General features: G+C 58.0%; 21 protein-coding genes. 19 read left to right on the top strand and 2 right to left on the bottom strand.

Annotation, left to right across the window (positions count from 1 at the left end):
* Positions 1 to 20: 20 nt before the first annotated feature.
* A complete protein-coding gene (locus AC22G1_RS20290; protein WP_487314961.1) occupies positions 21 to 1,322 on the bottom strand; it encodes a sigma-54 dependent transcriptional regulator in 1,302 nt (433 codons plus the stop codon).
* Between the two features lie 231 nt (positions 1,323 to 1,553).
* Here AC22G1_RS20290 and AC22G1_RS20285 point away from each other — a divergent pair, with 231 nt between their 5' ends.
* The 19 genes from AC22G1_RS20285 to glmS all read left to right on the top strand — a co-directional run bounded on the left by AC22G1_RS20285 (position 1,554) and on the right by glmS (position 20,587).
* Complete coding sequence (locus tag AC22G1_RS20285; protein WP_487314960.1) at positions 1,554 to 3,176, top strand: AAA family ATPase; 1,623 nt, start codon at positions 1,554 to 1,556, stop codon at positions 3,174 to 3,176.
* Between the two features lie 2 nt (positions 3,177 to 3,178).
* On the top strand, positions 3,179 to 3,895 hold the full coding sequence (locus tag AC22G1_RS20280; protein WP_487314959.1) for a general secretion pathway protein GspB: 717 nt from the start codon (positions 3,179 to 3,181) through the stop codon (positions 3,893 to 3,895).
* A 49-nt stretch (positions 3,896 to 3,944) separates the two neighbouring features.
* Positions 3,945 to 4,382: an FMN-binding protein MioC gene (gene mioC / locus AC22G1_RS20275; RefSeq protein WP_487314958.1), complete on the top strand. Its 438-nt coding sequence runs from the start codon at positions 3,945 to 3,947 to the stop codon at positions 4,380 to 4,382.
* Positions 4,383 to 4,755: 373 nt separating this feature from the next.
* Positions 4,756 to 6,651 (top strand): tRNA uridine-5-carboxymethylaminomethyl(34) synthesis enzyme MnmG, encoded by a 1,896-nt coding sequence (gene mnmG, locus AC22G1_RS20270; RefSeq protein ID WP_487314957.1) that lies wholly within the window; start codon positions 4,756 to 4,758, stop codon positions 6,649 to 6,651.
* Positions 6,644 to 7,270: a 16S rRNA (guanine(527)-N(7))-methyltransferase RsmG gene (rsmG, locus tag AC22G1_RS20265; protein ID WP_487316759.1), complete on the top strand. Its 627-nt coding sequence runs from the start codon at positions 6,644 to 6,646 to the stop codon at positions 7,268 to 7,270. Before mnmG ends, rsmG begins: the two co-directional genes overlap by 8 nt.
* A gap of 17 nt (positions 7,271 to 7,287) precedes the next feature.
* Entirely contained in the window at positions 7,288 to 8,088 is an 801-nt protein-coding gene (locus AC22G1_RS20260) for a ParA family protein (RefSeq protein WP_050660530.1), read from the top strand.
* Positions 8,089 to 8,097: 9 nt separating this feature from the next.
* The gene (locus tag AC22G1_RS20255; protein ID WP_487314956.1) at positions 8,098 to 9,012 is read left to right on the top strand and encodes a ParB/RepB/Spo0J family partition protein; all 915 of its coding nucleotides are present in this window, start codon (positions 8,098 to 8,100) and stop codon (positions 9,010 to 9,012) included.
* Positions 9,013 to 9,383: 371 nt separating this feature from the next.
* Positions 9,384 to 9,767: an ATP synthase subunit I gene (locus tag AC22G1_RS20250; protein ID WP_198174040.1), complete on the top strand. Its 384-nt coding sequence runs from the start codon at positions 9,384 to 9,386 to the stop codon at positions 9,765 to 9,767.
* Positions 9,768 to 9,779: 12 nt separating this feature from the next.
* A complete protein-coding gene (gene atpB, locus AC22G1_RS20245; protein WP_050660532.1) occupies positions 9,780 to 10,580 on the top strand; it encodes a F0F1 ATP synthase subunit A in 801 nt (266 codons plus the stop codon).
* A gap of 51 nt (positions 10,581 to 10,631) precedes the next feature.
* Positions 10,632 to 10,889, top strand: coding sequence for a F0F1 ATP synthase subunit C (atpE, locus tag AC22G1_RS20240; protein ID WP_083445994.1), 258 nt, complete (start codon positions 10,632 to 10,634; stop codon positions 10,887 to 10,889).
* A gap of 46 nt (positions 10,890 to 10,935) precedes the next feature.
* Positions 10,936 to 11,406 (top strand): F0F1 ATP synthase subunit B, encoded by a 471-nt coding sequence (gene atpF, locus AC22G1_RS20235; protein ID WP_050660533.1) that lies wholly within the window; start codon positions 10,936 to 10,938, stop codon positions 11,404 to 11,406.
* An 11-nt stretch (positions 11,407 to 11,417) separates the two neighbouring features.
* Positions 11,418 to 11,951 (top strand): F0F1 ATP synthase subunit delta, encoded by a 534-nt coding sequence (gene atpH / locus AC22G1_RS20230; RefSeq protein WP_487314955.1) that lies wholly within the window; start codon positions 11,418 to 11,420, stop codon positions 11,949 to 11,951.
* A gap of 14 nt (positions 11,952 to 11,965) precedes the next feature.
* On the top strand, positions 11,966 to 13,507 hold the full coding sequence (gene atpA / locus AC22G1_RS20225) for a F0F1 ATP synthase subunit alpha (RefSeq protein WP_487314954.1): 1,542 nt from the start codon (positions 11,966 to 11,968) through the stop codon (positions 13,505 to 13,507).
* 51 nt (positions 13,508 to 13,558) lie between these two features.
* Positions 13,559 to 14,419, top strand: a complete 861-nt coding sequence (gene atpG, locus AC22G1_RS20220; RefSeq protein ID WP_050660536.1) for a F0F1 ATP synthase subunit gamma — start codon at positions 13,559 to 13,561, stop codon at positions 14,417 to 14,419.
* A gap of 36 nt (positions 14,420 to 14,455) precedes the next feature.
* On the top strand, positions 14,456 to 15,868 hold the full coding sequence (gene atpD, locus AC22G1_RS20215; RefSeq protein WP_487314953.1) for a F0F1 ATP synthase subunit beta: 1,413 nt from the start codon (positions 14,456 to 14,458) through the stop codon (positions 15,866 to 15,868).
* A 13-nt stretch (positions 15,869 to 15,881) separates the two neighbouring features.
* Positions 15,882 to 16,301 carry a F0F1 ATP synthase subunit epsilon gene (locus AC22G1_RS20210; protein ID WP_487314952.1) on the top strand — a complete coding sequence of 140 codons (420 nt, stop codon included), beginning with the start codon at positions 15,882 to 15,884 and terminating at the stop codon, positions 16,299 to 16,301.
* A 93-nt stretch (positions 16,302 to 16,394) separates the two neighbouring features.
* Positions 16,395 to 17,756, top strand: coding sequence for a bifunctional UDP-N-acetylglucosamine diphosphorylase/glucosamine-1-phosphate N-acetyltransferase GlmU (glmU, locus tag AC22G1_RS20205; RefSeq protein ID WP_487314951.1), 1,362 nt, complete (start codon positions 16,395 to 16,397; stop codon positions 17,754 to 17,756).
* A 247-nt stretch (positions 17,757 to 18,003) separates the two neighbouring features.
* Positions 18,004 to 18,777 (top strand): DeoR/GlpR family DNA-binding transcription regulator, encoded by a 774-nt coding sequence (locus tag AC22G1_RS20200; protein WP_487314950.1) that lies wholly within the window; start codon positions 18,004 to 18,006, stop codon positions 18,775 to 18,777.
* A 4-nt stretch (positions 18,778 to 18,781) separates the two neighbouring features.
* Positions 18,782 to 20,587, top strand: coding sequence for a glutamine--fructose-6-phosphate transaminase (isomerizing) (gene glmS, locus AC22G1_RS20195; RefSeq protein ID WP_487314949.1), 1,806 nt, complete (start codon positions 18,782 to 18,784; stop codon positions 20,585 to 20,587).
* Positions 20,588 to 20,822: 235 nt separating this feature from the next.
* Here glmS and AC22G1_RS20190 read toward each other — a convergent pair whose 3' ends face one another.
* A complete protein-coding gene (locus tag AC22G1_RS20190) occupies positions 20,823 to 22,010 on the bottom strand; it encodes a glycosyltransferase family 9 protein (protein ID WP_487314948.1) in 1,188 nt (395 codons plus the stop codon).
* Positions 22,011 to 22,129: the final 119 nt, after the last annotated feature.

Genomic DNA, 22,129 nt, shown 5'->3' with positions numbered 1-22,129 from the left:
CACAAACGGAACAGGCGGCGTCAATTAAGCTGATGTTTGTCCATCAGGCGGTACAGGGTCACCCTGGACACCCCCAACAGCCTGGCGGCCTCCGAGACATTGTGCTGGGTAAAAGCCAGTGAGGCGATCAGCGCCTCGCGCTCGGCGCTTTGCCTAGCCGCATCCAGGCTCAGCACCCGGGTGTCCTGTTTGGGGCTTTTGAGCCCCAGATCTTCGGCGCTTATCAGCCGGTTTTCGCTCATCACCAGGGCGCGGCGGATGCGGTTTATCATCTCCCGCACATTGCCAGGCCAGCCGTACTGGTTGATGGCCACCAGTGCCTGCTGGCTAAGGCCCCTGGCCTTGCTGTTGTGGTCGAGGCTGAATTTTTGGAAGAAAAACCGTGCCAGCAGCTCCACATCTCCCGGCCGCTCCCGAAGGGGCGGCACCCGAAGGTGCAGCACATTTAGCCGGTAGAACAAGTCTTCACGAAAACGCCCTTCGGCCACAGCTTTGTCCAGGTCCACATGGGTGGCGGCAATCACCCGCACATCCAGGTTCAGGCTCTGCTCTCCCCCCAGACGCTCGATACTGCCTTCTTGCAAAAAGCGCAGCAGGTTCACCTGCATCTCCAGGGGCAAGTCCCCCACTTCATCCAAAAACACGGTGCCGCCTTGGGCCATTTCAAAACGCCCCAACTTGCGGCGCAGCGCCCCGGTAAAGGCGCCCTTTTCATGGCCAAAGAGTTCCGACTGGATAAGGGTCTCTGGCAAGGCGCCGCAGTTAACGGCAATAAAAGGCCCCTTGCGACGGGCAGAGCGCTGGTGGATGGCGCGGGCGATAAGCTCTTTGCCGGTGCCGCTTTCCCCCAGGATAAGCACCGGCGCATCGACCGCCGCCACCTTACGAATTTGGCTAAAGACCTGCATGATTGGCGGGCTGGCGCCGACCATCTGGCATTCGTCCAGGCAGGAAAGCTGCTTCTCGCCTATCTCCCGCAGGCGATTAATACCGTAGGCGTGGCCCAGGGTGGCCTGCAGGAAGCTGACCTTGCCGTCCAACGGCAGGGTGTAGAAGTCGTAGCAGTTTTCGTAGATGAGCCGGCAGAAATCCTGGTCTTCAAGCTCTTCGGTGCGGGTGAGGACTATCCAGGCGGGTGCGTTGTTGTCGCAAAGAACGTCTTCAAGCTCATCGCGCTGGCTATCCTTTAACGGGCAAACCCTTGCCAGTGCTACCTCGTAGCCGTTCTGGGCCAACATCATCCTGGCTTTGGCGGGGCTGGTGACCCGGTCCAATTGCCAACCCGGCAGGCGGATATCTTCACTGGATGACGACAGATCCAAAAAAAGTGCTTTTCTTTGCCCCTCCTGTCCTTGGCAAGGCCACTCGTATTCAACTTTATTCACGTGGCTACCACTTAGGCCTTGGTCCCAGTGTGCAAAGTTTAGTTGCCTGCGATACACAGCAGCAGCGGCCACAACGAGTGTTAATAGATTGTTCACCTAGTGATCCTGCCATGTAACAGCGGCAATTTCGGACTACTGTTAAAACAGTCACTCTGTGGTTTAGGTGCCATGTACAACCACTACTTCGGGCTGACTGAGTCGCCCTTTTCCATCGCACCGGATCCGCGTTATCTGTACCTGAGTGAGCAGCACAAGGAAGCACTGGCCCACCTCCTTTACGGGATCCGTAACGACAACGGCTTTGTGCTCTTGACCGGCGAAGTGGGCACCGGCAAGACCACGGTCTGCCGTTGCCTGCTTGAACAGCTGGGCGAGCACACCGACTTGGCCTTTATCCTCAATCCCAAATACTCGGTGCTGGAACTGCTGGCGGCCATTTGCGACGAGCTGGCCATTCCCTACGCCCCCGGCAGCACCTGGCTTAAAACCTATATCGACGCCCTTAACCGCCACCTGCTTGAAAGCCACGCCAAGGGCCGGCACACCGTGCTTATCATCGACGAAGCCCAAAACCTCTCCAGCGAAGTGTTAGAGCAGCTGCGGCTGCTCACCAACCTTGAGACCAACCAGCGCAAGCTTTTGCAAATCATCCTGCTGGGCCAACCGGAGCTGCTGACAATGCTCGCCAAACCAGAGCTTCGGCAGTTATCGCAGCGCATCACCGCCCGCTTTCACCTCGGCCCCTTGAGCGCCGCGGAAACGGCGGCCTATGTGCAGCACCGCCTGGCCGTGGCTGGCCAGGAGCAGCCGCTATTTTCAGCCTCGGTACTCAGGCGCCTTTATCAGCTCTCCAAAGGGGTGCCGCGGGTTATCAACCTGTTGTGCGACCGGGCGCTATTGGGCACCTACAGCCAACGCAAAACCCGGGTCAGCAGCGCCATCCTCAACCAAGCCGCGCGGGAGTTAAAAGGCCAGCCGCAACCGGCAGGGCGCCGCCGCCTTTGGTGGTTGCTCACCGCCCTTGGCGCCGCCGTGCTGCTGGCAGGCTATCGCCTGGCCTGGATACCGGGCGCTTCTCTTAACGCCGTTGAAGCCAAGGCCATGGCGCTGTCGCCTACGCCTATTGCCCAGAGCCCCGGCACCGAACCTAAACCGGCAACGGCGCTAGCATTTGATTGGCAGTGGCCAGAGGGGCTCGCCATGGAGCTAAGCCAGGCGGCGGCCTTTACCCGGCTGTTTAGCGCTTGGCACCTCGATTACAAAGCTGCCGAGCAGCCGTCGGTATGCCAGTTCGCAAGAGACAACCAGCTGGGCTGCTTTAGCGAAAACGCCAGTTGGCAGCACCTCACCGCCCACAACAGGCCGGCTGTTATCGGTATCAATGCCGGCAGCCAGCATTACTTCGCGCTGCTGTTAAGAGTCAGTGGCGATCTGGCCGAGCTCGACAGAGGCGGCAACCAGGATCTGGTGCCTTTGGATGATGTAAAAGCGCACTGGGACGGCAGCTACACCCTGCTGTGGCGGATGCCTCCCGGTTACGTAGAACCGCTAAGGCCCGGCCAACAGAGCCTCGCCGTTGCCTGGTTAGAGCACCAACTGGCTGAGATCCAAGGCAGGGCCGAGCGGCCTTTGCCCGACAACCACTATGACTTTCCCTTGTTTCGTGACGTGAAAACCTTTCAATTCAGCCAGGGCCTCGCTGCCGATGGGGTGGTGGGCCCCCAAACCAGCATTCGTTTAACCAGCCTGACCGACGGCAGCGTGCCGTTGCTCTTCCCCCCCGAGGGCTAGCCATGTCCTATATCCTGGAAGTGCTCAAGCAATCGGAGCGCCAGCGCCGCCAAGGCCAGCAGGCCCCGGGCCTCGACACCCCGCAGGCCATGCCGCCACCGCTAAAACCCAAAGGCGCGTCCCTGCTGCCTTATTTGCTGGTATTGGCCGCCCTGCTCGCCACCTGGCTGTTCTGGCCAAGTGCGCCACCGCCGGTAAAAACGCCCACCGCGAAGGGGATATCGGCCGCTCCCGGGCTTGACCCAAAGGCGCTGAGCCCAGTCACCCTTGAGACCGAGCAGCCCACTTTGCAAACCCCGGCCGCGCCGGTGGAAAATGGTAGCGATAGCAAGCCGCCTTCCTCTGAGCTGGCGCAGGCAAGACTGCCGCCGCCCATTGCCGAGCCAGTAGCTGTGCCTGCGAAAGAGCCGGCCATCAAGGCTGATAGCAAAGCCCCTGCTCCCGAAGCCGAACAAACCGCACAAACAGAGGCGGCTGACACCCAACAGGCCCTACCCAGTTGGCGGCAACTGCCGGTGGATGTGCAGCGGGAGCTGCCGGCACTGGTGGTAACGGTGCACATCTATGCCAAGGAGCCCAAAGACCGGCTGGTGAAGATAAACAACCGGGCTTACGGCGAAGGAGCCAAGCTCGGCAATGGCTTGACGCTGACCGCCATCACCCCAGATGGCATTGAGCTTGAATACCGGCAATGGCGTTTTACCATGCCGGCCTATTGAGGCGGGGACCTTGGGTTTATGATAGGGCCAGTCATACGGAGGCCTTATCTTGTCTGATATCCATATCCTGGTGGGCAGTACCCTGGGCGGCAGTGAATATGTTGCCGATGCCCTGTGCGAAACCCTGCAACAGCACCAACATCAAGTACAGATCCACCTCAGCCCCGATCTGGGATCTCTCCCTACCAGCGGTATCTGGCTGCTATGCAGCTCAACCCACGGCGCCGGGGAGCTGCCCGACAACATTCAGCCTTTTGCCGAGCAACTGGCAGACAAACCCGATCTGAGCCAGATCCGCTTCGCCGTCTTTGCCATCGGCGACAGCAGCTACGACACCTTCTGTGAGGGTGGCAAGCAGCTGGAACAAGCGATGATCGCCTGCCAGGCCGAGGAGATCTGGCCAAGAGTGGACATCGACGTCCTGGCTGAAGCCTTGCCGGAAGAGCTTGCAACCGCCTATCTGGAAGCGCAGATCGCGAAAATTTGATCCACATCTCGTCTCTCATTCAGATCAAAGCTGTGGATATCCTTGGATCGTACAGGTGGAAAACCGGTGTTTATTCACTGATTAAGATCCACCACCGCCCCACCCTGTGAATAACTAACCAAGTTGATCCCAGCTCATACCGGCTGGGATCAACCATTATCAACATGATCTGATCGCACCCATGATCCTGTCTTAATTGATCTTTTTCGTGTTACCCACAGATCTGGCGCGATCTAATAGATCAAACAGTAAAGGATCTTTAAAAAAGATCTTTGATCTAATACTGGATCACCGAGCCGATCACCGACTTGGTGAGCGCTGCGCTTCGGAGTACAATGCGCGGCTCTCTATCAGTCTGGCGTTGAGGTTCTCAATGGATAATCCGCATCACTTTGAAGTGATCGTTGTCGGTGGCGGTCATGCCGGTACCGAAGCGGCAATGGCGTCTGCTCGCATGGGCCGCCGTACCCTGTTGCTGACCCACAACATTGATACCTTGGGCCAGATGTCCTGTAACCCGGCGATCGGCGGTATCGGTAAGGGCCACCTGGTCAAGGAGATCGATGCCCTGGGTGGCTTGATGGCCACCGCCATCGATCACGGCGGTATTCAGTTCCGTACCCTCAATGCCTCTAAAGGCCCGGCCGTACGTGCCACCCGCGCCCAGGCTGACCGCGCCCTGTACAAGGCCTTTGTGCGAAGCGCCCTTGAGAACCAGCCCAACCTGACGTTGTTTCAGCAGCCTTGTATCGACCTCATCGTCGAAGGCGAAACGGTCAAAGGCGCCGTTACCCAGATGGGCCTCAAATTCTATGCCCCTACCGTGGTACTGACGGTGGGCACTTTCCTTGGCGGGCGTATTCACATCGGCCTTGATAATTTTGAAGGCGGCCGCGCGGGCGATCCGCCGGCCAATGCCCTGTCCAAGCGATTACGTGAACTGCCGTTTCGGGTGGATCGCTTAAAAACCGGTACACCGCCGCGCCTCGATGCCCGCAGCATCGACTTTTCCCTGATGGAAGCGCAGCCCGGCGACAACCCGACGCCGACCTTTTCCTTCCTGGGCAATCGCCAGCAGCACCCGACCCAGATCAACTGCTACATCGCCCACACCAGTGAAGCGACCCATGACGTGATCCGTGCCAACCTCGACCGCAGCCCCATGTATGCCGGGGTTATCGAAGGTATTGGCCCGCGCTATTGCCCGTCCATCGAAGACAAAGTGGTGCGTTTTGCCGATAAGCAAAGCCACCAGATCTTCTTGGAGCCAGAAGGTCTCACCACCCACGAGGTCTATCCCAACGGTATTTCCACCTCGCTGCCCTATGACGTGCAGCTGGCGATCGTCCGTTCGATCAAGGGCTTGGAAAACGCCCACATCATGCGTCCCGGTTATGCCATCGAGTACGATTTCTTCGATCCGCGGGATCTGAAAAGCACCCTTGAGACCAAATTCATCAAGGGTCTGTTCTTTGCCGGGCAGATCAACGGCACCACCGGTTACGAAGAAGCCGGGGCCCAAGGCCTTATTGCCGGCCTTAACGCCGCGCACCTTGCCCGTGGCGAGGAAGGCTGGGCGCCGCACCGCTCCGATGCCTACATGGGGGTGCTGATCGACGATCTGTCCACCCTCGGCACCAAAGAGCCCTACCGCATGTTTACCAGCCGCGCCGAATACCGCCTGCTGCTGCGTGAAGACAACGCCGACCTTCGCCTGACCGCCAAGGGCCGCGAGCTGGGCCTGGTGGACGATGTGCGCTGGCAGGCCTTTAGCGAGAAGGTGGAGCTGATTGAGCAAGAAGCCCAGCGCCTCAAGGGCCAATACGCTCACCCCGGCAGCCCCCAGGCTGAGGCGCTCAACGCTTTGCTCAAAGCGCCGCTGACCCGCGAGAACAGCCTTGAAGAGCTGCTGCGCCGCCCGGAAATGACCTACGACGCGCTGATGGGCATCGAGGGCTTCGGCCCGGCCCTTGGCAACGAGCAGGCCGCCGAGCAGGTGGAAACCCAAATCAAGTACGCCGGTTACATCGAGCGCCAGAAAGACGAGATTGATAAGATTCTGCGTAACGAGCACACCTTGCTGCCCGCCGATCTTGACTACAAAAACGTCAAGGGCCTGTCCAACGAGGTGATCGTCAAACTGAACGACGCCAAGCCGCAGACCGTAGGCCAGGCCTCGCGCATATCCGGCATCACCCCGGCCGCCATTTCCCTGCTGCTGGTGTATCTCAAGAAGCAAGGTCTGTTGAGGCGTGAACATGCTGCGTAAGCGTCTGGACCAACTGCTGGCCGAGACCAGCCTTGAGGTGACCGGTCATCAGCGCGAGCTACTGGTGAAACTGGTGGAACAGCTCGACAAGTGGAACAAGGCCTACAACCTCACCTCAGTGCGCGAGCCCTTGGAGATGGTGGCCAAGCATATCGTCGATAGCCTGGTTGTGAGTCCTTACTTACCCTCTGGGGCTATTATCGACGTAGGTACAGGCCCGGGGCTGCCCGGGTTGCCTCTGGCCATCATCAACCCGGACAAAACCTTTGTGCTGCTCGATTCTCTGGGCAAGCGCATCCGTTTTATCCGCCAGACCTGCCATGAGCTTGGCATCAGCAACGTGACCGCCATCCAAAGCCGGGTTGAGGAGCATCAGCCCGAGCAGCCTTATGCTGCCGTGGTCAGCCGCGCCTTTGCCTCCATCCAGGACATGCTTTCCTGGTGTGGCCACCTGACCGACCACCGCGGCGCTTTTTTGGCCATGAAAGGCCTCTATCCTGAAGAAGAATTGAACGCCCTGCCTGAGAATATCGAGGTTCGTGCGGTATATCCCCTTGCGGTGCCGGGTCTGGATGGTCAGCGCCATCTGATCGCGCTAGGATACGCGGATACCGAATAAATCGATAAGGGACGACAGTGGCAAGAGTTATCGCCGTAGCCAACCAGAAAGGTGGGGTTGGCAAAACCACCACCAGTGTCAATCTGGCTGCCTCACTGGCGGCTACCAAACGCAGGGTTTTGCTGATCGACCTCGATCCCCAGGGCAATGCCACCATGGGATCCGGGGTGGACAAATACGACGTTCCCCATACCGTTTACGACCTGCTGGTAGACGAAAAGCCGCTGGATGAAGTGGTGGTCAAAGACACCGTTGGCGGCTTTCACTTGGTTGCCGCCAATGGAGATGTCACCGCTGCCGAAGTCAAGATGATCGAGTTCTTCGCCCGGGAAGTGCGGCTGCGCAATGCCCTGGCTCCGGTGCTGGACCAATACGATTACATCTTCATCGACTGCCCGCCGTCACTGAACCTGCTGACCGTCAACGCCATGTCGGCTGCCGACTCGGTGCTGGTGCCCATGCAGTGCGAATACTACGCCCTGGAAGGCCTGACTTCCTTGATGGACACCATCAGCAAGCTGGCCGCCGTGGTGAACCCCAAGCTGCATATCGAAGGGGTGCTGCGGACCATGTACGATGCCCGCAACCGCCTGGCCAATGATGTGTCCGATCAGCTAAAAGCCCATTTTGGCGACAAGCTCTATCGCACCGTGATTCCGCGCAATGTGCGCCTGGCCGAAGCCCCCAGCTTTGGCGCCCCGGTCATGTATTACGACAAAGCCTCCAACGGCGCCAAAGCCTACCTGGCACTGGCAGGCGAGATTTTGCGCCGCCACGACGAGGACACCTCCGCCCTGGCGGCGGCCAGCGGAGAGTAAGGGAATACCATGGTAAAGAAACCTCGTGGATTGGGCCGTGGCCTGGATGCGCTGCTGGCCACCAGCAATGCCAGCCGTGACCGTGACGACCAGCAGCCTGAACCCCAGGCCGCTGCCAGCGCGGCGTCTTCGGCCAAGGAAAAAGAGCTGCGCCGCCTGCCGGTAGAGCAGCTCAGGCCCGGTAAATACCAGCCACGGCGTGACATGGTCCCCGATGCCCTCGAAGAGCTGGCCAGCTCCATCCGTGCCCAGGGCATTATTCAGCCCATCGTGGTGCGCCCGGTTGGCCCCGAGCAGTTCGAGATCATCGCCGGTGAGCGCCGTTGGCGGGCCGCGCAGATGGCCGAGCTGGAGCTGGTGCCCTGCGTGGTGCGGGAAGTGCCCGACGAAGCGGCGGTGGCCATTGCCCTGATTGAGAACATCCAGCGCGAAGATCTCAACGCCATGGAAGAGGCGGTCGCCCTCAAGCGCCTGATGGCCGAGTTCGAGCTGACCCACCAGGAAGTGGCCGATGCGGTGGGTAAATCCCGCACCGCGGTCACCAACCTGCTGCGCCTCAACTCCCTCAATGACGACGTCAAACGGCTGCTGGAACACGGCGACATCGAGATGGGGCATGCCCGCGCCCTGCTGGCCCTCAGTGGCGATGTGCAAAGCGAGACCGCCCGCCTGGTGGCAGGCAAGGGCTTGTCGGTTCGTGAGACCGAGAAGCTGGTCAAAAAGGTGCTGGAAGGCAAACCGGCCAAGGTCGAAAAGCCGGTGGACCCGGATATTCGCCGCCTGGAGACCACCCTTTCCGAACGTTTCGGGGCCAAGGTGGCCATCGATAACGGCCCCAAGGGTAAAGGCAAGGTCACTATCAGCTACAGCTCTCTCGATGAGCTGGACGGGATCCTCGCTCACCTTGGTGTGGAAACAAACTGAGATGTTAACTATTAGCGGCTTTAACAAGATTTCACTGATAAAGCTGTAAAAAAACAAATTAAAGCGCCATTAACGGCGCTTTTTTTTGCAAATATGCCCATTTGTAGTAAAGCAACATCAAGTTAACAGGTCCCATATGGCCCCAGGTCGCCGCTGGTGCTCGAGGCTTAGGCGCAAAAAGCCCTTTAATCGGCCATTTTCAGTATTAACCGGCGTTGGAAGACGACAAAACCTGAACAAAAAAGCCCGTTTTTTATAGGTACCTGTTGCTGTTCCCGATTTGCAATCAGGTTGCAAAACGGTATACTTTCGCCAGTTTTTTTGACCCCCCGGCGTTTAGGGACTTTTTTTCGGGGGGACTGGAGAAAAAAGTGACGAACAAACTGGCTACCGCCGGCCGCCGGCAAGCGTATCAGGTGGTAGCTCGCCAAGCCCTCGTGGTGTTGGTGGCCGTCATAATAATCACTGCCGGTTGGGGATGGCAGGCTGGTTTCTCGGCCCTTATGGGCGCCATTATCTGTGTCCTTCCCAACCTGATTTTTGCCCGCATCGCCTTCAGCCAGGCTGGTGCCAGGGCCGCCCGACAAGTGGTGTACGGCTTCTACAAAGGTGAAGCGGCCAAGCTCGGGCTGACAATTTTGCTGTTTGTCATTGTGCTCAAATGGGCTCCTATTCACGTGGGGGCCCTTTTTGCCGCCTACGGGGTGGGGATTGTGGCGCAATGGCTGGCACCAGTTTTGATTCAACGAAAATAAACGGGACCGACAATGTCTGGTAATGCTTCAGAACTGACAACGTCCGGCTACATCCACCACCACCTGACCAATGCGACAGTGGGTGAAGGATTCTGGACTTGGCACATCGACACCATCATCGTCTCCGTGGTACTGGGCCTGATCTTCCTTGGCCTGTTCCGCATGGTAGCCAAAAAGGCTGACACCGGCGTGCCCGGTAAGCTGCAGTGCTTCCTGGAGATGATCATCGAGTTCGTGGATACCTCGGTAAAAGAGACCTTCCACGGCCGCTCCAAGCTGATCGCCCCCCTGGCCCTGACCATCTTCGTCTGGATTTTCCTGATGAACCTGATGGACCTTATCCCCGTCGACTTCCTGCCCGTGCTGGTGCAGAAAGTGGCCGAGGCCTTCGGTGCCGATCCGCATCACGTCTATTCCAAAGTGGTACCCACCACTGACATGAACACCACCTTTGCGCTGTCGCTGGGCGTGTTTGTGCTGATGCTGTACTACTCTATCGCCATCAAGGGCGTGGGTGGCTTCATCAAGGAAATGACCATGCAGCCCTTTAATCACTGGGCCATGATCCCCTTCAACTTGATTCTGGAAACCGTCACCCTGATCGCCAAGCCCATCTCTCTGGCGCTGCGTCTGTTCGGTAACCTTTACGCAGGTGAGCTGATCTTCATCCTGATCGCCCTGCTGCCTTGGTACGGCCAATGGTTCCTGTCCGTACCCTGGGCCATTTTCCACATTCTGATCATCACTCTGCAGGCCTTTATCTTCATGATGCTGACCATCGTGTACCTGAGCCTGGCGAGTGAAGACCACTGATTTGCTGTTTGATTTGTTTTTAACCATTAACCATTAAAACTGGAGATAACCATGGAAACTATCGTTGGCTTTACCGCTATCGCTGTTGCGCTTCTTATCGGTCTGGGTGCCCTGGGTACTGCTATCGGTTTCGGCCTGCTGGGCGGCAAATTCCTCGAGAGCGCTGCGCGTCAGCCTGAGCTGGCTCCCATGCTGCAAGTTAAAATGTTCATCGTTGCTGGTCTGCTCGACGCCGTTACCATGATCGGTGTTGGTCTGGCCCTGTTCTTCACCTTCGCCAACCCCTTCCTGTCTCAGGTGGCTGGTTAATATCAACGGTAACGCCTCCCACTCACCGATTTAGAGGAGACCCGTTGTGAGTATCAACGCGACCCTTATCGGCCAGGCAATTGCCTTCATCATCTTCGTGCTGTTCTGCATGAAGTATGTGTGGCCGCCGCTGATAAAAGCTATTGAAGATCGTCAGAAGAAAATCGCTGACGGTCTGGCCAGTGCTGACCGTGCTGCCAAAGATCTGGAACTGGCCCAGGCCAATGCTGCTGATACCATCAAGCAAGCAAAAGTCGATGCCAGCGCCCTGATTGAGCAGGCTAACAAGCGCAAGGCGCAGATCATCGAAGAGGCCCAAACCGAAGCCAAGGCCGAGAAAGCGAAAATCATCGCTTCTGGTCATGCAGAAGTTGACGCCGAGCGTGTGCGTGCTCGTGAAGAGCTGCGCAAGCAAGTTGCTGCTCTTGCCGTTGCCGGCGCTGAGAAGATTCTTGAGCGTTCTATTGATGAAGCTGCACACCGCGACATTCTCGACAAGATTGTCGCCGACATTTGATAGGGGGAGCCATGTCTGAGCTGACTACCGTTGCTCGTCCCTATGCCAAAGCGGCTTTTGATTTTGCGGTCGAAAAGTCCGCAGTAGATCAATGGGCAGCCATGCTGCACTTTGTGGGTGAAGTGGCCAAGCACGAAAAACTGCAGGCCCTCTTTGCCGGCAATCTGGGCGCCGGCCAAAAGGCCGATGCCCTTATCCAGATCTGCGGCGAACAACTGGACGCGCATGGCCAGAACCTGGTGAAGGTGATGGCTGAAAACGAACGCCTGCCGGCGCTGCCGGCAGTGGCAGAGCTCTATGCTGAGCTGCGTCATGAGTACGCGAAGGAAGTCGAGGCCGACGTTAAGTCCGCCGTGGCCCTGAGCGCCGACGAGCAAAGCAAGCTGAGTGCTGCGCTAGAGAAGCGTCTCGCACGCAAAGTTAAGCTTAATTGCAGCATCGACCCGTCCCTGATCTCCGGCACCCTGATTCAGGTTGGTGACCTGGTGATCGACAGCTCCGTAAAAGGGCAGCTTGGGCGGATGAATCAATCGCTGCAATCCTGATTGGGGAATAGAGCATGCAACTGAATTCCACCGAAATCGCTGAGCTGATCAAAAATCGTATTGAGCAGTTCGACGTCGTCAGTGAAGCGCATGACGAGGGCACCATCGTAACCGTGTCCGACGGTATCATCCGCATTCACGGCCTCGCTGACGTTATGCAAGGCGAAATGATTGAACTGCCTGGCGACCGCTACGCCATCGCCCTGAACCTGGAGCGTGACTCCGTGGGCGCCGTGGTAATGGGTCCCTATGCCGACCTGGCTGAAGGCACCAAGGTTAAGTCTACCGGCCGCATCCTGCAGGTTCCGGTTGGCCGTGGCCTGCTGGGCCGTGTGGTCAACACCCTGGGTGAGCCTATCGATGGTAAAGGTCCTATCGATAACGACGGCTTCTCCCCGGTTGAAGTGATCGCCCCCGGCGTAATCGACCGTCAAGGCGTAGACCAGCCCCTGCAAACCGGTTACAAGGCCATCGACGCCATGGTACCGGTAGGCCGTGGTCAGCGTGAGCTGATCATCGGTGACCGTCAGGTAGGTAAAACCGCCCTGGCCCTGGACGCCATCATCAACCAGAAAACCTCTGGCGTGAAATGTGTGTACGTGGCCATCGGTCAAAAAGCCTCTACCATCGCCAACGTGGTACGCAAGCTTGAAGAGCACGGCGCCCTGGCCAACACCATCGTGGTGGTTGCCTCTGCGTCCGAAGCTGCTGCCCTGCAGTACCTGGCGCCTTACTCTGGCTGTGCCATGGGTGAGTACTTCCGTGACCGCGGTGAAGACGCGCTGATCGTGTACGATGACCTGTCCAAGCAGGCCGTTGCTTACCGTCAGATCTCCCTGCTGCTGCGCCGTCCGCCGGGCCGCGAAGCCTATCCTGGTGACGTTTTCTATCTGCACTCCCGTCTGCTGGAGCGTGCCTCCCGCGTTAACGCCGAGTACGTAGAGAAGTTCACCAAGGGCGAAGTGAAAGGCAAAACCGGTTCTCTGACCGCCCTGCCGATCATCGAAACCCAGGCCGGCGACGTTTCCGCGTTCGTACCGACCAACGTGATTTCTATCACCGACGGCCAGATCTTCCTGACCACCAACCTGTTCAACTCCGGCATTCGCCCGGCGGCTGACCCGGGTATCTCCGTATCCCGTGTAGGTGGTGCTGCTCAGACCAAGATCATCAAGAAGCTGTCTGGTGGTATCCGTACCGCGCTGGCTCAGTACCGTGAACTGGCGGCATTCGCCCAGTTTGCCTCTGATCTGGACGACGCCACTCGCCGTCAGCTGGACCACGGTCAGAAAGTAACCGAGCTTCTGAAACAGAAGCAGTACGCCCCTATGTCTGTTGCAGAAATGGGTGTGTCTCTGTTCGCTGCCGAGAAGGGTTACCTGAACGACGTCGAGGTTAAGAAGGTTGTCGCCTTTGAAGACGCTCTGCTGTCCTACATGCGTAGCGAGCACGCCGAGCTTCTGGCCAAGATCAATGAGAAAGGCGATTACAACGACGACATCCAGAACGGCCTGACCGCCGCCCTGGATAAATTCAAGGCTACCCAGTCTTGGTAATTCGCCGGGCGGGCTAAGGCCCGCCCCCCGTTGAAAACGGAGTGAATCATTATGGCCGGCGCTAAAGAAATTAAAGGCAAGATTGCCAGCGTCAAGAGCACACAGAAGATCACCAAAGCCATGGAAATGGTGGCGGCCTCCAAAATGCGTCGTGCGCAAGACCGCATGGCCCATAGCCGCCCCTACGCCGAGGCTATTCGCAAGGTGATCGGCCATATTGCCCGTGGCAACCTCGAGTACAAGCATCCCTATGTGGATGAGCGCGAGGCAAAACGGATTGGCTACATTGTGGTCTCGACCGACCGCGGTCTTTGCGGTGGCCTGAACGCCAACCTGCTCAAGAAAGTCACTGCCGATGTGAAGCAGTGGCGTGAGAAAAACGTGGAAGTGGACTTTGCCGTCATCGGCACCAAGGCCACCGCGTTCTTCAAACGTCACGGTGGCAACCTGTTGGCTCAGACCAGTGGTCTGGGCGACGAGCCGGCACTGTCTGACTTGATCGGGTCCGTCCAGGTCATGTTGAAAGCATTTGATGAAGGTCGCATCGACCGTCTGTTCCTGGTGTACAACGAGTTCGTCAACACCATGAAGCAGGACGCCCAGATCGACCAACTGCTGCCCCTGCCTAAATCACAGGACGCGGACATCGCTCATCGCTGGGATTACCTCTACGAGGGCGAGCCCCGTGACCTGTTGGACACCCTGTGCAAACGCTATGTGGAGTCCCAGGTATACCAAGGCGTGGTGGAAAACCTCGCTTGTGAGCAGGCAGCACGGATGGTGGCCATGAAGGCGGCTACCGATAACGCAGGCAACCTCATCGACGAGTTGCAACTGGTGTTCAACAAGGCCCGTCAGGCCGCGATCACCCAGGAACTCAGCGAGATTGTCGGCGGAGCAGCCGCCGTTTAAGGCGTTCATCCGAATTAACAGTTCAGAGGAAACATCATGAGTACAGGTAAGATCGTACAGGTCATCGGTGCTGTGGTGGACGTAGAGTTCCCGCAGAACGCTGTACCTCAGGTATACGAAGCCCTGAAACTCCAGGCCGAAGGCAGTGCCCTTAACGGCGTGGTTTTTGAAGTTCAGCAGCAGCTGGGCGGCGGCGTTGTCCGTTGTATCGTTATGGGTCCTTCCGAGGGCCTCAAGCGTGGCATGGCCCTGCTGGCCACCGGCGGTACCATCCAGGTGCCGGTAGGCACCCACACCCTGGGCCGGATCATGGACGTACTGGGTAACCCCATCGATGAGCAAGGCGCCATCGGTGAGGAAGAGCGTTGGTCTATCCACCGCGATGCCCCCAGCTACGAAGACCAGTCCAACAGCACCGAGCTGCTGGAAACCGGTATCAAGGTTATCGACCTGATTTGCCCCTTCGCCAAAGGCGGTAAAGTCGGCCTGTTCGGTGGCGCCGGTGTAGGTAAGACCGTCAACATGATGGAACTTATCAACAACATCGCTACCCAGCACAGCGGTCTGTCCGTATTCGCCGGTGTCGGTGAGCGTACCCGTGAAGGTAACGACTTCTACTACGAGATGCAGGAAGCGGGCGTAATCAACGCTGACGACCTGAGCCAGTCCAAAGTAGCCATGGTTTACGGCCAGATGAACGAGCCGCCGGGCAACCGTCTGCGCGTGGCCCTGACCGGCCTGACCATGGCCGAGAAGTTCCGTGACGAAGGCCGTGACGTACTGTTCTTCGTGGACAACATCTACCGTTACACCCTGGCCGGTACCGAAGTGTCCGCGCTGCTGGGTCGTATGCCTTCTGCCGTAGGTTATCAGCCTACCCTGGCCGAAGAGATGGGTGTGCTGCAAGAGCGTATCACCTCCACCAAGACCGGCTCTATCACCTCCATCCAGGCCGTTTACGTGCCTGCGGATGACTTGACTGACCCGTCTCCTGCCACCACCTTTGCCCACTTGGATTCCACCGTGACTCTGAGTCGTCAGATCGCGTCCCTGGGTATCTACCCGGCCGTTGACCCGCTGGATTCCACCAGCCGTCAGCTGGACCCGCTGGTGGTTGGTGAAGAGCACTACGGCATTGCCCGCGGCGTTCAAACCGTGCTGCAACGCTACAAAGAGCTCAAAGACATCATCGCCATCCTGGGTATGGACGAGCTGTCTGAAGAAGACAAACTGATCGTGGCCCGCGCCCGTAAAATCGAGCGCTTCCTGTCTCAGCCCTTCTTCGTGGCCGAAGTGTTCACCGGCTCTCCGGGTAAATACGTTTCCCTCAAAGACACCATCCGTGGCTTTAAAGGGATCCTGGAAGGCGAGTTCGACCACATGCCTGAGCAGGCTTTCTACATGGTTGGTAGCATCGACGAAGCTATCGAGAAAGCCAGCAAGCTCTAATTAGGAGGAGCCAATGGCAGCGATGACGATACAGTTGGATGTGGTGAGCGCCGAGAAGAAGATCTTCTCCGGCCTCGTCGAGAGTATCCAGGTCACCGGTGAGTGGGGCGATCTGGGCGTGCATTATGGCCACGCCCCGCTGCTGACCCACCTCAAGCCCGGTGTACTGCGTATGGTCAAGCAGTTTGGTGACGAAGAGCTTTTGTATCTGTCCGGTGGTGTGCTTGAGGTTCAACCCAATGGCATTACCGTTCTGGCCGATACCGTGCTTCGTGGTAAGGACATCGATGGTGAGGCAGCCGAAACTGCCCGCCAAGATGCCCTTAACAACATTACTGCTCAGAGCCACGACTTCGACTATGCCGAAGCCATGGCCGAACTGGCCCAGGCCGCAGCCAAGCTGCGCCTGCTGGAGCTCTTGAAAAAGAACTGATCACGGCCAAAACCGTGATTGGAAAAGGCGGCCAACTTGGCCGCCTTTTTGTTTTTGGTTATGCTGCGCCCAGTTTCAACAAGGACTCGCCCCATGGATCTGCACATCGTTATTCTCGCCGCCGGTAAAGGCACCCGTATGCGCTCTAGCCTGCCCAAGGTGCTACACGGCGTTGCCCACAAGAGCATGGTCAAGCACGTTATCGACGCCGCCCATGCCTTGAGCGCTGCCGGTATCCACCTGGTCTACGGCCATGGTGGCGAGCTGATGCAAGAGCGCCTGGCCGGCGAAACGGTTAGCTGGGCCTTGCAGGGCGAGCAGCTGGGCACCGGCCACGCCGTGGCCCAGGCCATGCCTGCGGTGCCGGACGACGCCCTGGTTTTGGTGCTGTACGGCGATGTGCCCCTGATTCGCCCTGAAACCTTAAAAACCCTCCTGGCCAAGCGCGAAAGCGGTGGCCTGAGCCTGCTTACCGTCACCCTCGATAACCCCAGCGGCTATGGCCGTATCTTGCGTGAGGGTGGCCAAGTGGTGGGTATTCGCGAGCAAAAAGACGCCAGCGCGGCCGAGCTTGCCATCAACGAGGTGAACACCGGCATCCTCGCCGCCGAAGCGCCAGACCTTAAGCGTTGGCTGGGGAGTCTTTCCAACAACAACGCCCAGGGCGAGTACTACCTCACCGACATCATCGCCATGGCCCATGGCGAGGGTAAGTCCATTGCCACAGGCCACCCCCTTGATGCCATGGAAGTGGAAGGGGCCAACAACAGGGTGCAACTGGCGGCCCTGGAGCGCGCTTACCAGCAGCGCCAGGCAGAACAGTTGATGCTGAGCGGCGCTACCCTGCGCGACCCGGCCCGTATCGACGTGCGCGGCGAGGTGAGCGTTGGCGAAGACGTGCTGGTGGATGTGAACGTCATCTTCGAAGGCAAGGTGGTCATCGGCAATCACGTGGTTATCGACAGCGGCTGCGTACTCAAAGATTGCACCATAGGCGACGGCAGCCACATCAAGGCCAATACCCTGGTAGAAGAGGCCGAGGTTGGCCGCCACTGCACCCTGGGGCCCTTCGCCCGCCTGCGCCCCGGCGCGGTGATGAAGGACAACAGCCATGTGGGGAACTTCGTGGAGATGAAAAAGGCGGTGCTGGGTGAAGGCTCCAAGGCCAACCACCTCACCTACCTTGGCGATGCCGAGATTGGCAGCGGTGTGAACATCGGCGCCGGCACCATCACCTGCAACTACGATGGCGCCAACAAGTCTCTTACCCGCATCGAAGACGGCGCCTTTATCGGCTCCAACAGCGCCCTGGTGGCTCCGGTCACGGTAGGCAAAAACGCCACCGTCGGCGCCGGCTCTACCGTCACCAAGGACGTCGCCGAGGCCCAGCTTGCCATCGCCCGCGCCAAGCAGCGCAATATCGACGGCTGGCAAAGACCGGTGAAGAAGAAATAAAAAGACCGGCCCCTGTGGCCGGTTTTGTTTTACTTGAGCAGTGCCGCGCGCTTCATGGCGGCCAAGAGCCTTTATGGCAGCGCCGACCAACTGGACGTGCAGCTGCCCGGCTCGGTCCTGAGCGGCTACTGGACCCATCTGTAACCCCTGGCCCGGTTAACTAGGCCTGTCTCTTTTCTCTTCAGGTGCTTGCCTAAAACTTTTGTTTTGCTAACATAAGTTTCAAATCGAAACTTAACTACCTGCAATGGCCAAACGCAACACCCTCCAGCGCCGTCACACCATACTTCATCTACTTGATAAACAAGGTGAAGTGTCGGTTGAGCAACTGTCCTCCCACTTTGCTACCTCGGAAGTGACCATCCGCAAGGATCTGGCCGAACTGGAGCGTAATGGCCTGTTGTTGCGCCGCTATGGGGGCGCCGTGCCGCTGCCTTCCGAGCTGGTGCAACAGCAAAGCGCGCAAGAAGTTTCGAAACGAAAGTTAGCCATTGGCGAGTTGGCCGCCAGCCGCATTCGTGACCATAACCGCATCATCATGGATTTCGGCTCCACCACGGCGGCCATGATCCCGCACCTCAACGACAAGCGCGGCCTGGTGGTGATGACCAACAGCCTCACCATGGCCCAGGCCCTGCGCGAGCTGGAAAACGAGCCCACCCTGTTGATGACCGGCGGCACCTGGGACCCTCACACCGAAGCCTTTCAAGGCCAGGTGGCCGAGTCGGTGCTCCGGGCCTACGACTTTGACCAGCTGTTTATCGGCTGCGACGGCATCGACCCGGCCCGTGGCACCACCACCTTCAACGAGCTGCTGGGGCTGTCGCGGGTGATGAGCGAGGTGGCCCGTGAAGTGATAGTGGTGGCCGAAGCCGACAAGCTGGGCCGCAAAATCCCCAATCTGGAACTGCCCTGGTCGGCAGTTTCGATACTCATTACCGATGACCGCCTGGATGAGGCGGCCAAAACCCAAATCGAGGCCCAGGGCACCACTGTGCTTTGCGCCGGACTTAAGGAGTAAACCCATGTGTGGCATTGTTGGCGCTGTTGCTCAGCGCGATGTGGCAGATATTCTGGTTGAAGGCCTCAAGCGCCTGGAATATCGCGGTTACGATTCAGCCGGTGTGGCCGTGGTCAGCCAACAGGGCGACCTTGGCCGTACCCGTCGCCTCGGCAAGGTGCAGGCTCTGGCCGATGCCCTGGCAGAAGCGCCCCTTAAGGGTGGCACCGGTATTGCCCATACCCGCTGGGCCACCCACGGCGTGCCTTCCGAAGCCAACGCCCACCCCCATGTTTCACATGAAACCTTGGCTGTGGTGCATAACGGCATCATCGAAAACTACGAAACCCTGCGCCAGTCCCTGCAGGCTCTGGGTTATGTGTTTAGCTCCCAGACCGACACCGAAGTCATTGCCCACTTGGTGCACCATGAGCTGAAAACCGCCACCAGCCTGCTGGCCGCGGTGCAAAGCGCTGTTAAGCAACTGCACGGCGCCTACGGCATGGTGGTGATGGACAAAGCCGACCCCGAACGCCTTATCGCTGCCCGCAGCGGCAGCCCGCTGGTGATTGGTTTTGGTATTGGCGAGAACTTCCTGGCCTCCGACCAACTGGCGTTGCTGCCGGTGACCCGCAAGTTTGCCTTTCTGGAAGAAGGCGACGTGGCCGAAGTGACCCGCCACGAAGTGAACATCTTTGATGCCAGCGGCCAGCCAGTGGCGCGCGAAGCGGCCGAGACCGATCTCAAGCACGACAGCGGCGACAAAGGCCCCTATCGCCACTACATGCTCAAAGAAATTCACGAGCAGCCCATCGCCATTCGCAACACCCTCGAAGGCCGCCTAGTAGGCGATAGCCTGACCCTGGCTGAGCTGGGGGATCTCTCCGACATCCAACACGTGCAGATCATTGCCTGCGGTACCAGCTACCACGCCGGCATGGTGGCCCGTTACTGGATTGAGGACATCGCCGGCATCAGCTGCAACGTCGAAATTGCCTCCGAATTTCGCTACCGCAAATCCGTGACCCGCCCCGGCTCCCTGCTGGTCACCATTTCCCAGAGCGGCGAAACCGCCGACACCCTGGCCGCCCTGCGCCTGGCCAAGGAAATTGGCTACGCCAAGACCCTGACCATCTGCAACGTGCCTGGCTCGTCCCTGGTACGGGAATCTGACTTGGCCCTAATGACCCGCGCCGGCGCCGAAATTGGCGTCGCCTCCACCAAGGCCTTTACCACCCAGCTCACCGGCCTGCTGATGCTGACCGCCGCCCTCGGCCAAGGCCCAGCCCAGCAAGTGCGTATCGCCCAGGCCCTGCACAAGCTGCCGGCCCTGATTGAAAGCGCGCTGACCCTGGATAAACAAATCGAAGCCCTGGCCGAGTGCTTTGCCGAGAAGCACCACGCCCTGTTCCTGGGCCGTGGTGACCAGTACCCCATCGCCATGGAGGGGGCGCTTAAGCTCAAAGAAATCAGCTATATCCACGCTGAAGCCTACGCCGCCGGCGAGCTGAAACACGGCCCCTTGGCGCTGATTGACGCCGACATGCCAATCATCGTGGTGGCCCCCAACAACGATTTGGTGGAAAAGCTCAAATCCAATATCGAGGAAGTGCGCGCCCGTGGCGGCGAGCTGTACGTGTTCGCCGATGTGGACGCCGCTATCAGCCCCGCCGCCAACATGCAGGTGCTGAGCGTGCCTCACTGCGACGAAGTGCTGGCCCCCATCCTCTACACCCTGCCGCTGCAGCTTTTGAGCTACCACGTGGCCATCATCAAGGGCACCGACGTGGACCAGCCCCGCAACTTGGCTAAGTCAGTGACGGTGGAATAACCCAACCGATCAGCAAAAAGCCCCTTGTGGGATGAAAATAAAGTTTCATCCCACAAGACAAAGCCCGCCATTTGGCGGGCTTTTTTATTGGGAGCATTGACTAGCCAGTATTGGATAGGCTCCGTTAGATAACGCTAGGTACTCACAGTGAAAAAAGTTGATTTGATATTACAACTCCATTTTTAGATTAGGAGTGTAGGTAAAAATCATAAAAAAGATAGCGTTTAAAAAATACTTAAGCTGTGTAAGCATTCGGTGCCGGCATGAATGGGATATTTTCATTTTTAATTGCCAGTGTCGTTATATTGGCCTTATCAGCCACCAATATCGTTTTATAAAAAATATCAGAGCTAATTTCACTGGCTGCCGAGTCAATACCGTCTTTTAGCTCGATATTTAATGAGTGCTCACCGATACAGCCAAAGATGATCGGGTCGGTGTGATTAAAAAGCCCATAGCAGCGGGCACCGGCAGCATCGGCCAGGTGCAGCGGGCCGGTATCGGCACTGATAAATCCGTCCAGCGCCGCCAGGGTAGTCGCCAGTTGGCGAAGGTCAGGGCTGCTAAAGGTTTGGCTGTGAGGGTAAAGCGGCGCTGAAATGTCCGGGCAGGTCAGCTCTATCCACTTTATCTGGCCGTGGTTTTCAACCCTTTCTAAAAGACGCTGCCAGTCCTTATCGCCAAGAGCCTTATTGCCTCTGGCACCGCGAAAGTAGGCAACAACCGGGCCGGTAAAGTCGCCACGTAATTGCTCGGCTTGCTGCCTGCCTGCGGCTATTTCCGCCGGGGATAATTGCAAATGATGGCAGTGGGTATCGGGCCTGGCATCGATAAGAGGCAGCGCGGCAAAGGCGGAATGGCATTGGCGTTTTGCAACCGTCATCGAGTGCTTGAAGATCAAATGCCGGCTGCCAAAATGACGGGCCTTCTTATTGCGGCCGTGAATAAAGGCGGCCAGCAGCGTGTCGGTGGAAGAGCTATAGGGCATCAGCAATAAATCGTAACGTTGGCGCCGTAATTCACGGATAACTTTTATGGCTCTTGGCAAGCGGCCTTTGCCGGTCAGGTTAGTGTGGTAGATTTGCCTGAGCCCTAGCCCCGAAAAAAGAGGGTTCTGCCAGGATGCATGCACCAGCAGATCGATCTCAGCATGGGGGTAGCGTTTTTTGAGCATCCTTAAGAAAGGGATAAGAAATAACATATTGCCAATGCGTTTATTGGTTCTCATCAGCAGTATCTGCTTTATCTGGCCCTCCTCCAAAGGCTGGCTGTCTATTTTGGAAAACTTCGACAGCCAACGGAGTAACCACCCATCCATGATCTTGGTATGACGGCGGCGGTATTTATCAAAATGTCTTAATAAAGTTTTAATGTGACCCATGACATTGCACTCGGATTGGAAAAGCCTGCCGAGCATCGTCATGGATAATTAAAAGTCTATTAAGAAATTGCCTCGCTAAAAAGGGAACCTGACCGAGAGATTGAATTGAAATTGGTAACTAAATCATTGATTGCTAAAGATAGCGGTTCGTCAGGATAAAA

It is taken from the genome of Gallaecimonas zhanjiangensis (genome assembly GCF_057624825.1).
Note: the sequence above shows the minus strand (reverse complement) of the source record. Positions and strands in the feature narration are given on the sequence as shown.

What these genes read in the sequence shown, in the direction of transcription:
- AC22G1_RS20285 (WP_487314960.1), top strand. Translation starts at nt 1,554, where the DNA reads ATGTACAACCACTACTTCGGGCTGACTGAGTCGCCCTTTTCCATCGCA.
- AC22G1_RS20280 (WP_487314959.1), top strand. Translation starts at nt 3,179, where the DNA reads ATGTCCTATATCCTGGAAGTGCTCAAGCAATCGGAGCGCCAGCGCCGC.
- mnmG (WP_487314957.1), top strand. Translation starts at nt 4,756, where the DNA reads ATGGATAATCCGCATCACTTTGAAGTGATCGTTGTCGGTGGCGGTCAT.
- AC22G1_RS20255 (WP_487314956.1), top strand. Translation starts at nt 8,098, where the DNA reads ATGGTAAAGAAACCTCGTGGATTGGGCCGTGGCCTGGATGCGCTGCTG.
- atpB (WP_050660532.1), top strand. Translation starts at nt 9,780, where the DNA reads ATGTCTGGTAATGCTTCAGAACTGACAACGTCCGGCTACATCCACCAC.
- atpE (WP_083445994.1), top strand. Translation starts at nt 10,632, where the DNA reads ATGGAAACTATCGTTGGCTTTACCGCTATCGCTGTTGCGCTTCTTATC.
- atpH (WP_487314955.1), top strand. Translation starts at nt 11,418, where the DNA reads ATGTCTGAGCTGACTACCGTTGCTCGTCCCTATGCCAAAGCGGCTTTT.
- atpA (WP_487314954.1), top strand. Translation starts at nt 11,966, where the DNA reads ATGCAACTGAATTCCACCGAAATCGCTGAGCTGATCAAAAATCGTATT.
- atpG (WP_050660536.1), top strand. Translation starts at nt 13,559, where the DNA reads ATGGCCGGCGCTAAAGAAATTAAAGGCAAGATTGCCAGCGTCAAGAGC.
- atpD (WP_487314953.1), top strand. Translation starts at nt 14,456, where the DNA reads ATGAGTACAGGTAAGATCGTACAGGTCATCGGTGCTGTGGTGGACGTA.
- AC22G1_RS20210 (WP_487314952.1), top strand. Translation starts at nt 15,882, where the DNA reads ATGGCAGCGATGACGATACAGTTGGATGTGGTGAGCGCCGAGAAGAAG.
- glmU (WP_487314951.1), top strand. Translation starts at nt 16,395, where the DNA reads ATGGATCTGCACATCGTTATTCTCGCCGCCGGTAAAGGCACCCGTATG.
- AC22G1_RS20200 (WP_487314950.1), top strand. Translation starts at nt 18,004, where the DNA reads ATGGCCAAACGCAACACCCTCCAGCGCCGTCACACCATACTTCATCTA.
- glmS (WP_487314949.1), top strand. Translation starts at nt 18,782, where the DNA reads ATGTGTGGCATTGTTGGCGCTGTTGCTCAGCGCGATGTGGCAGATATT.
- AC22G1_RS20190 (WP_487314948.1), bottom strand. Translation starts at nt 22,010, where the DNA reads ATGACGATGCTCGGCAGGCTTTTCCAATCCGAGTGCAATGTCATGGGT.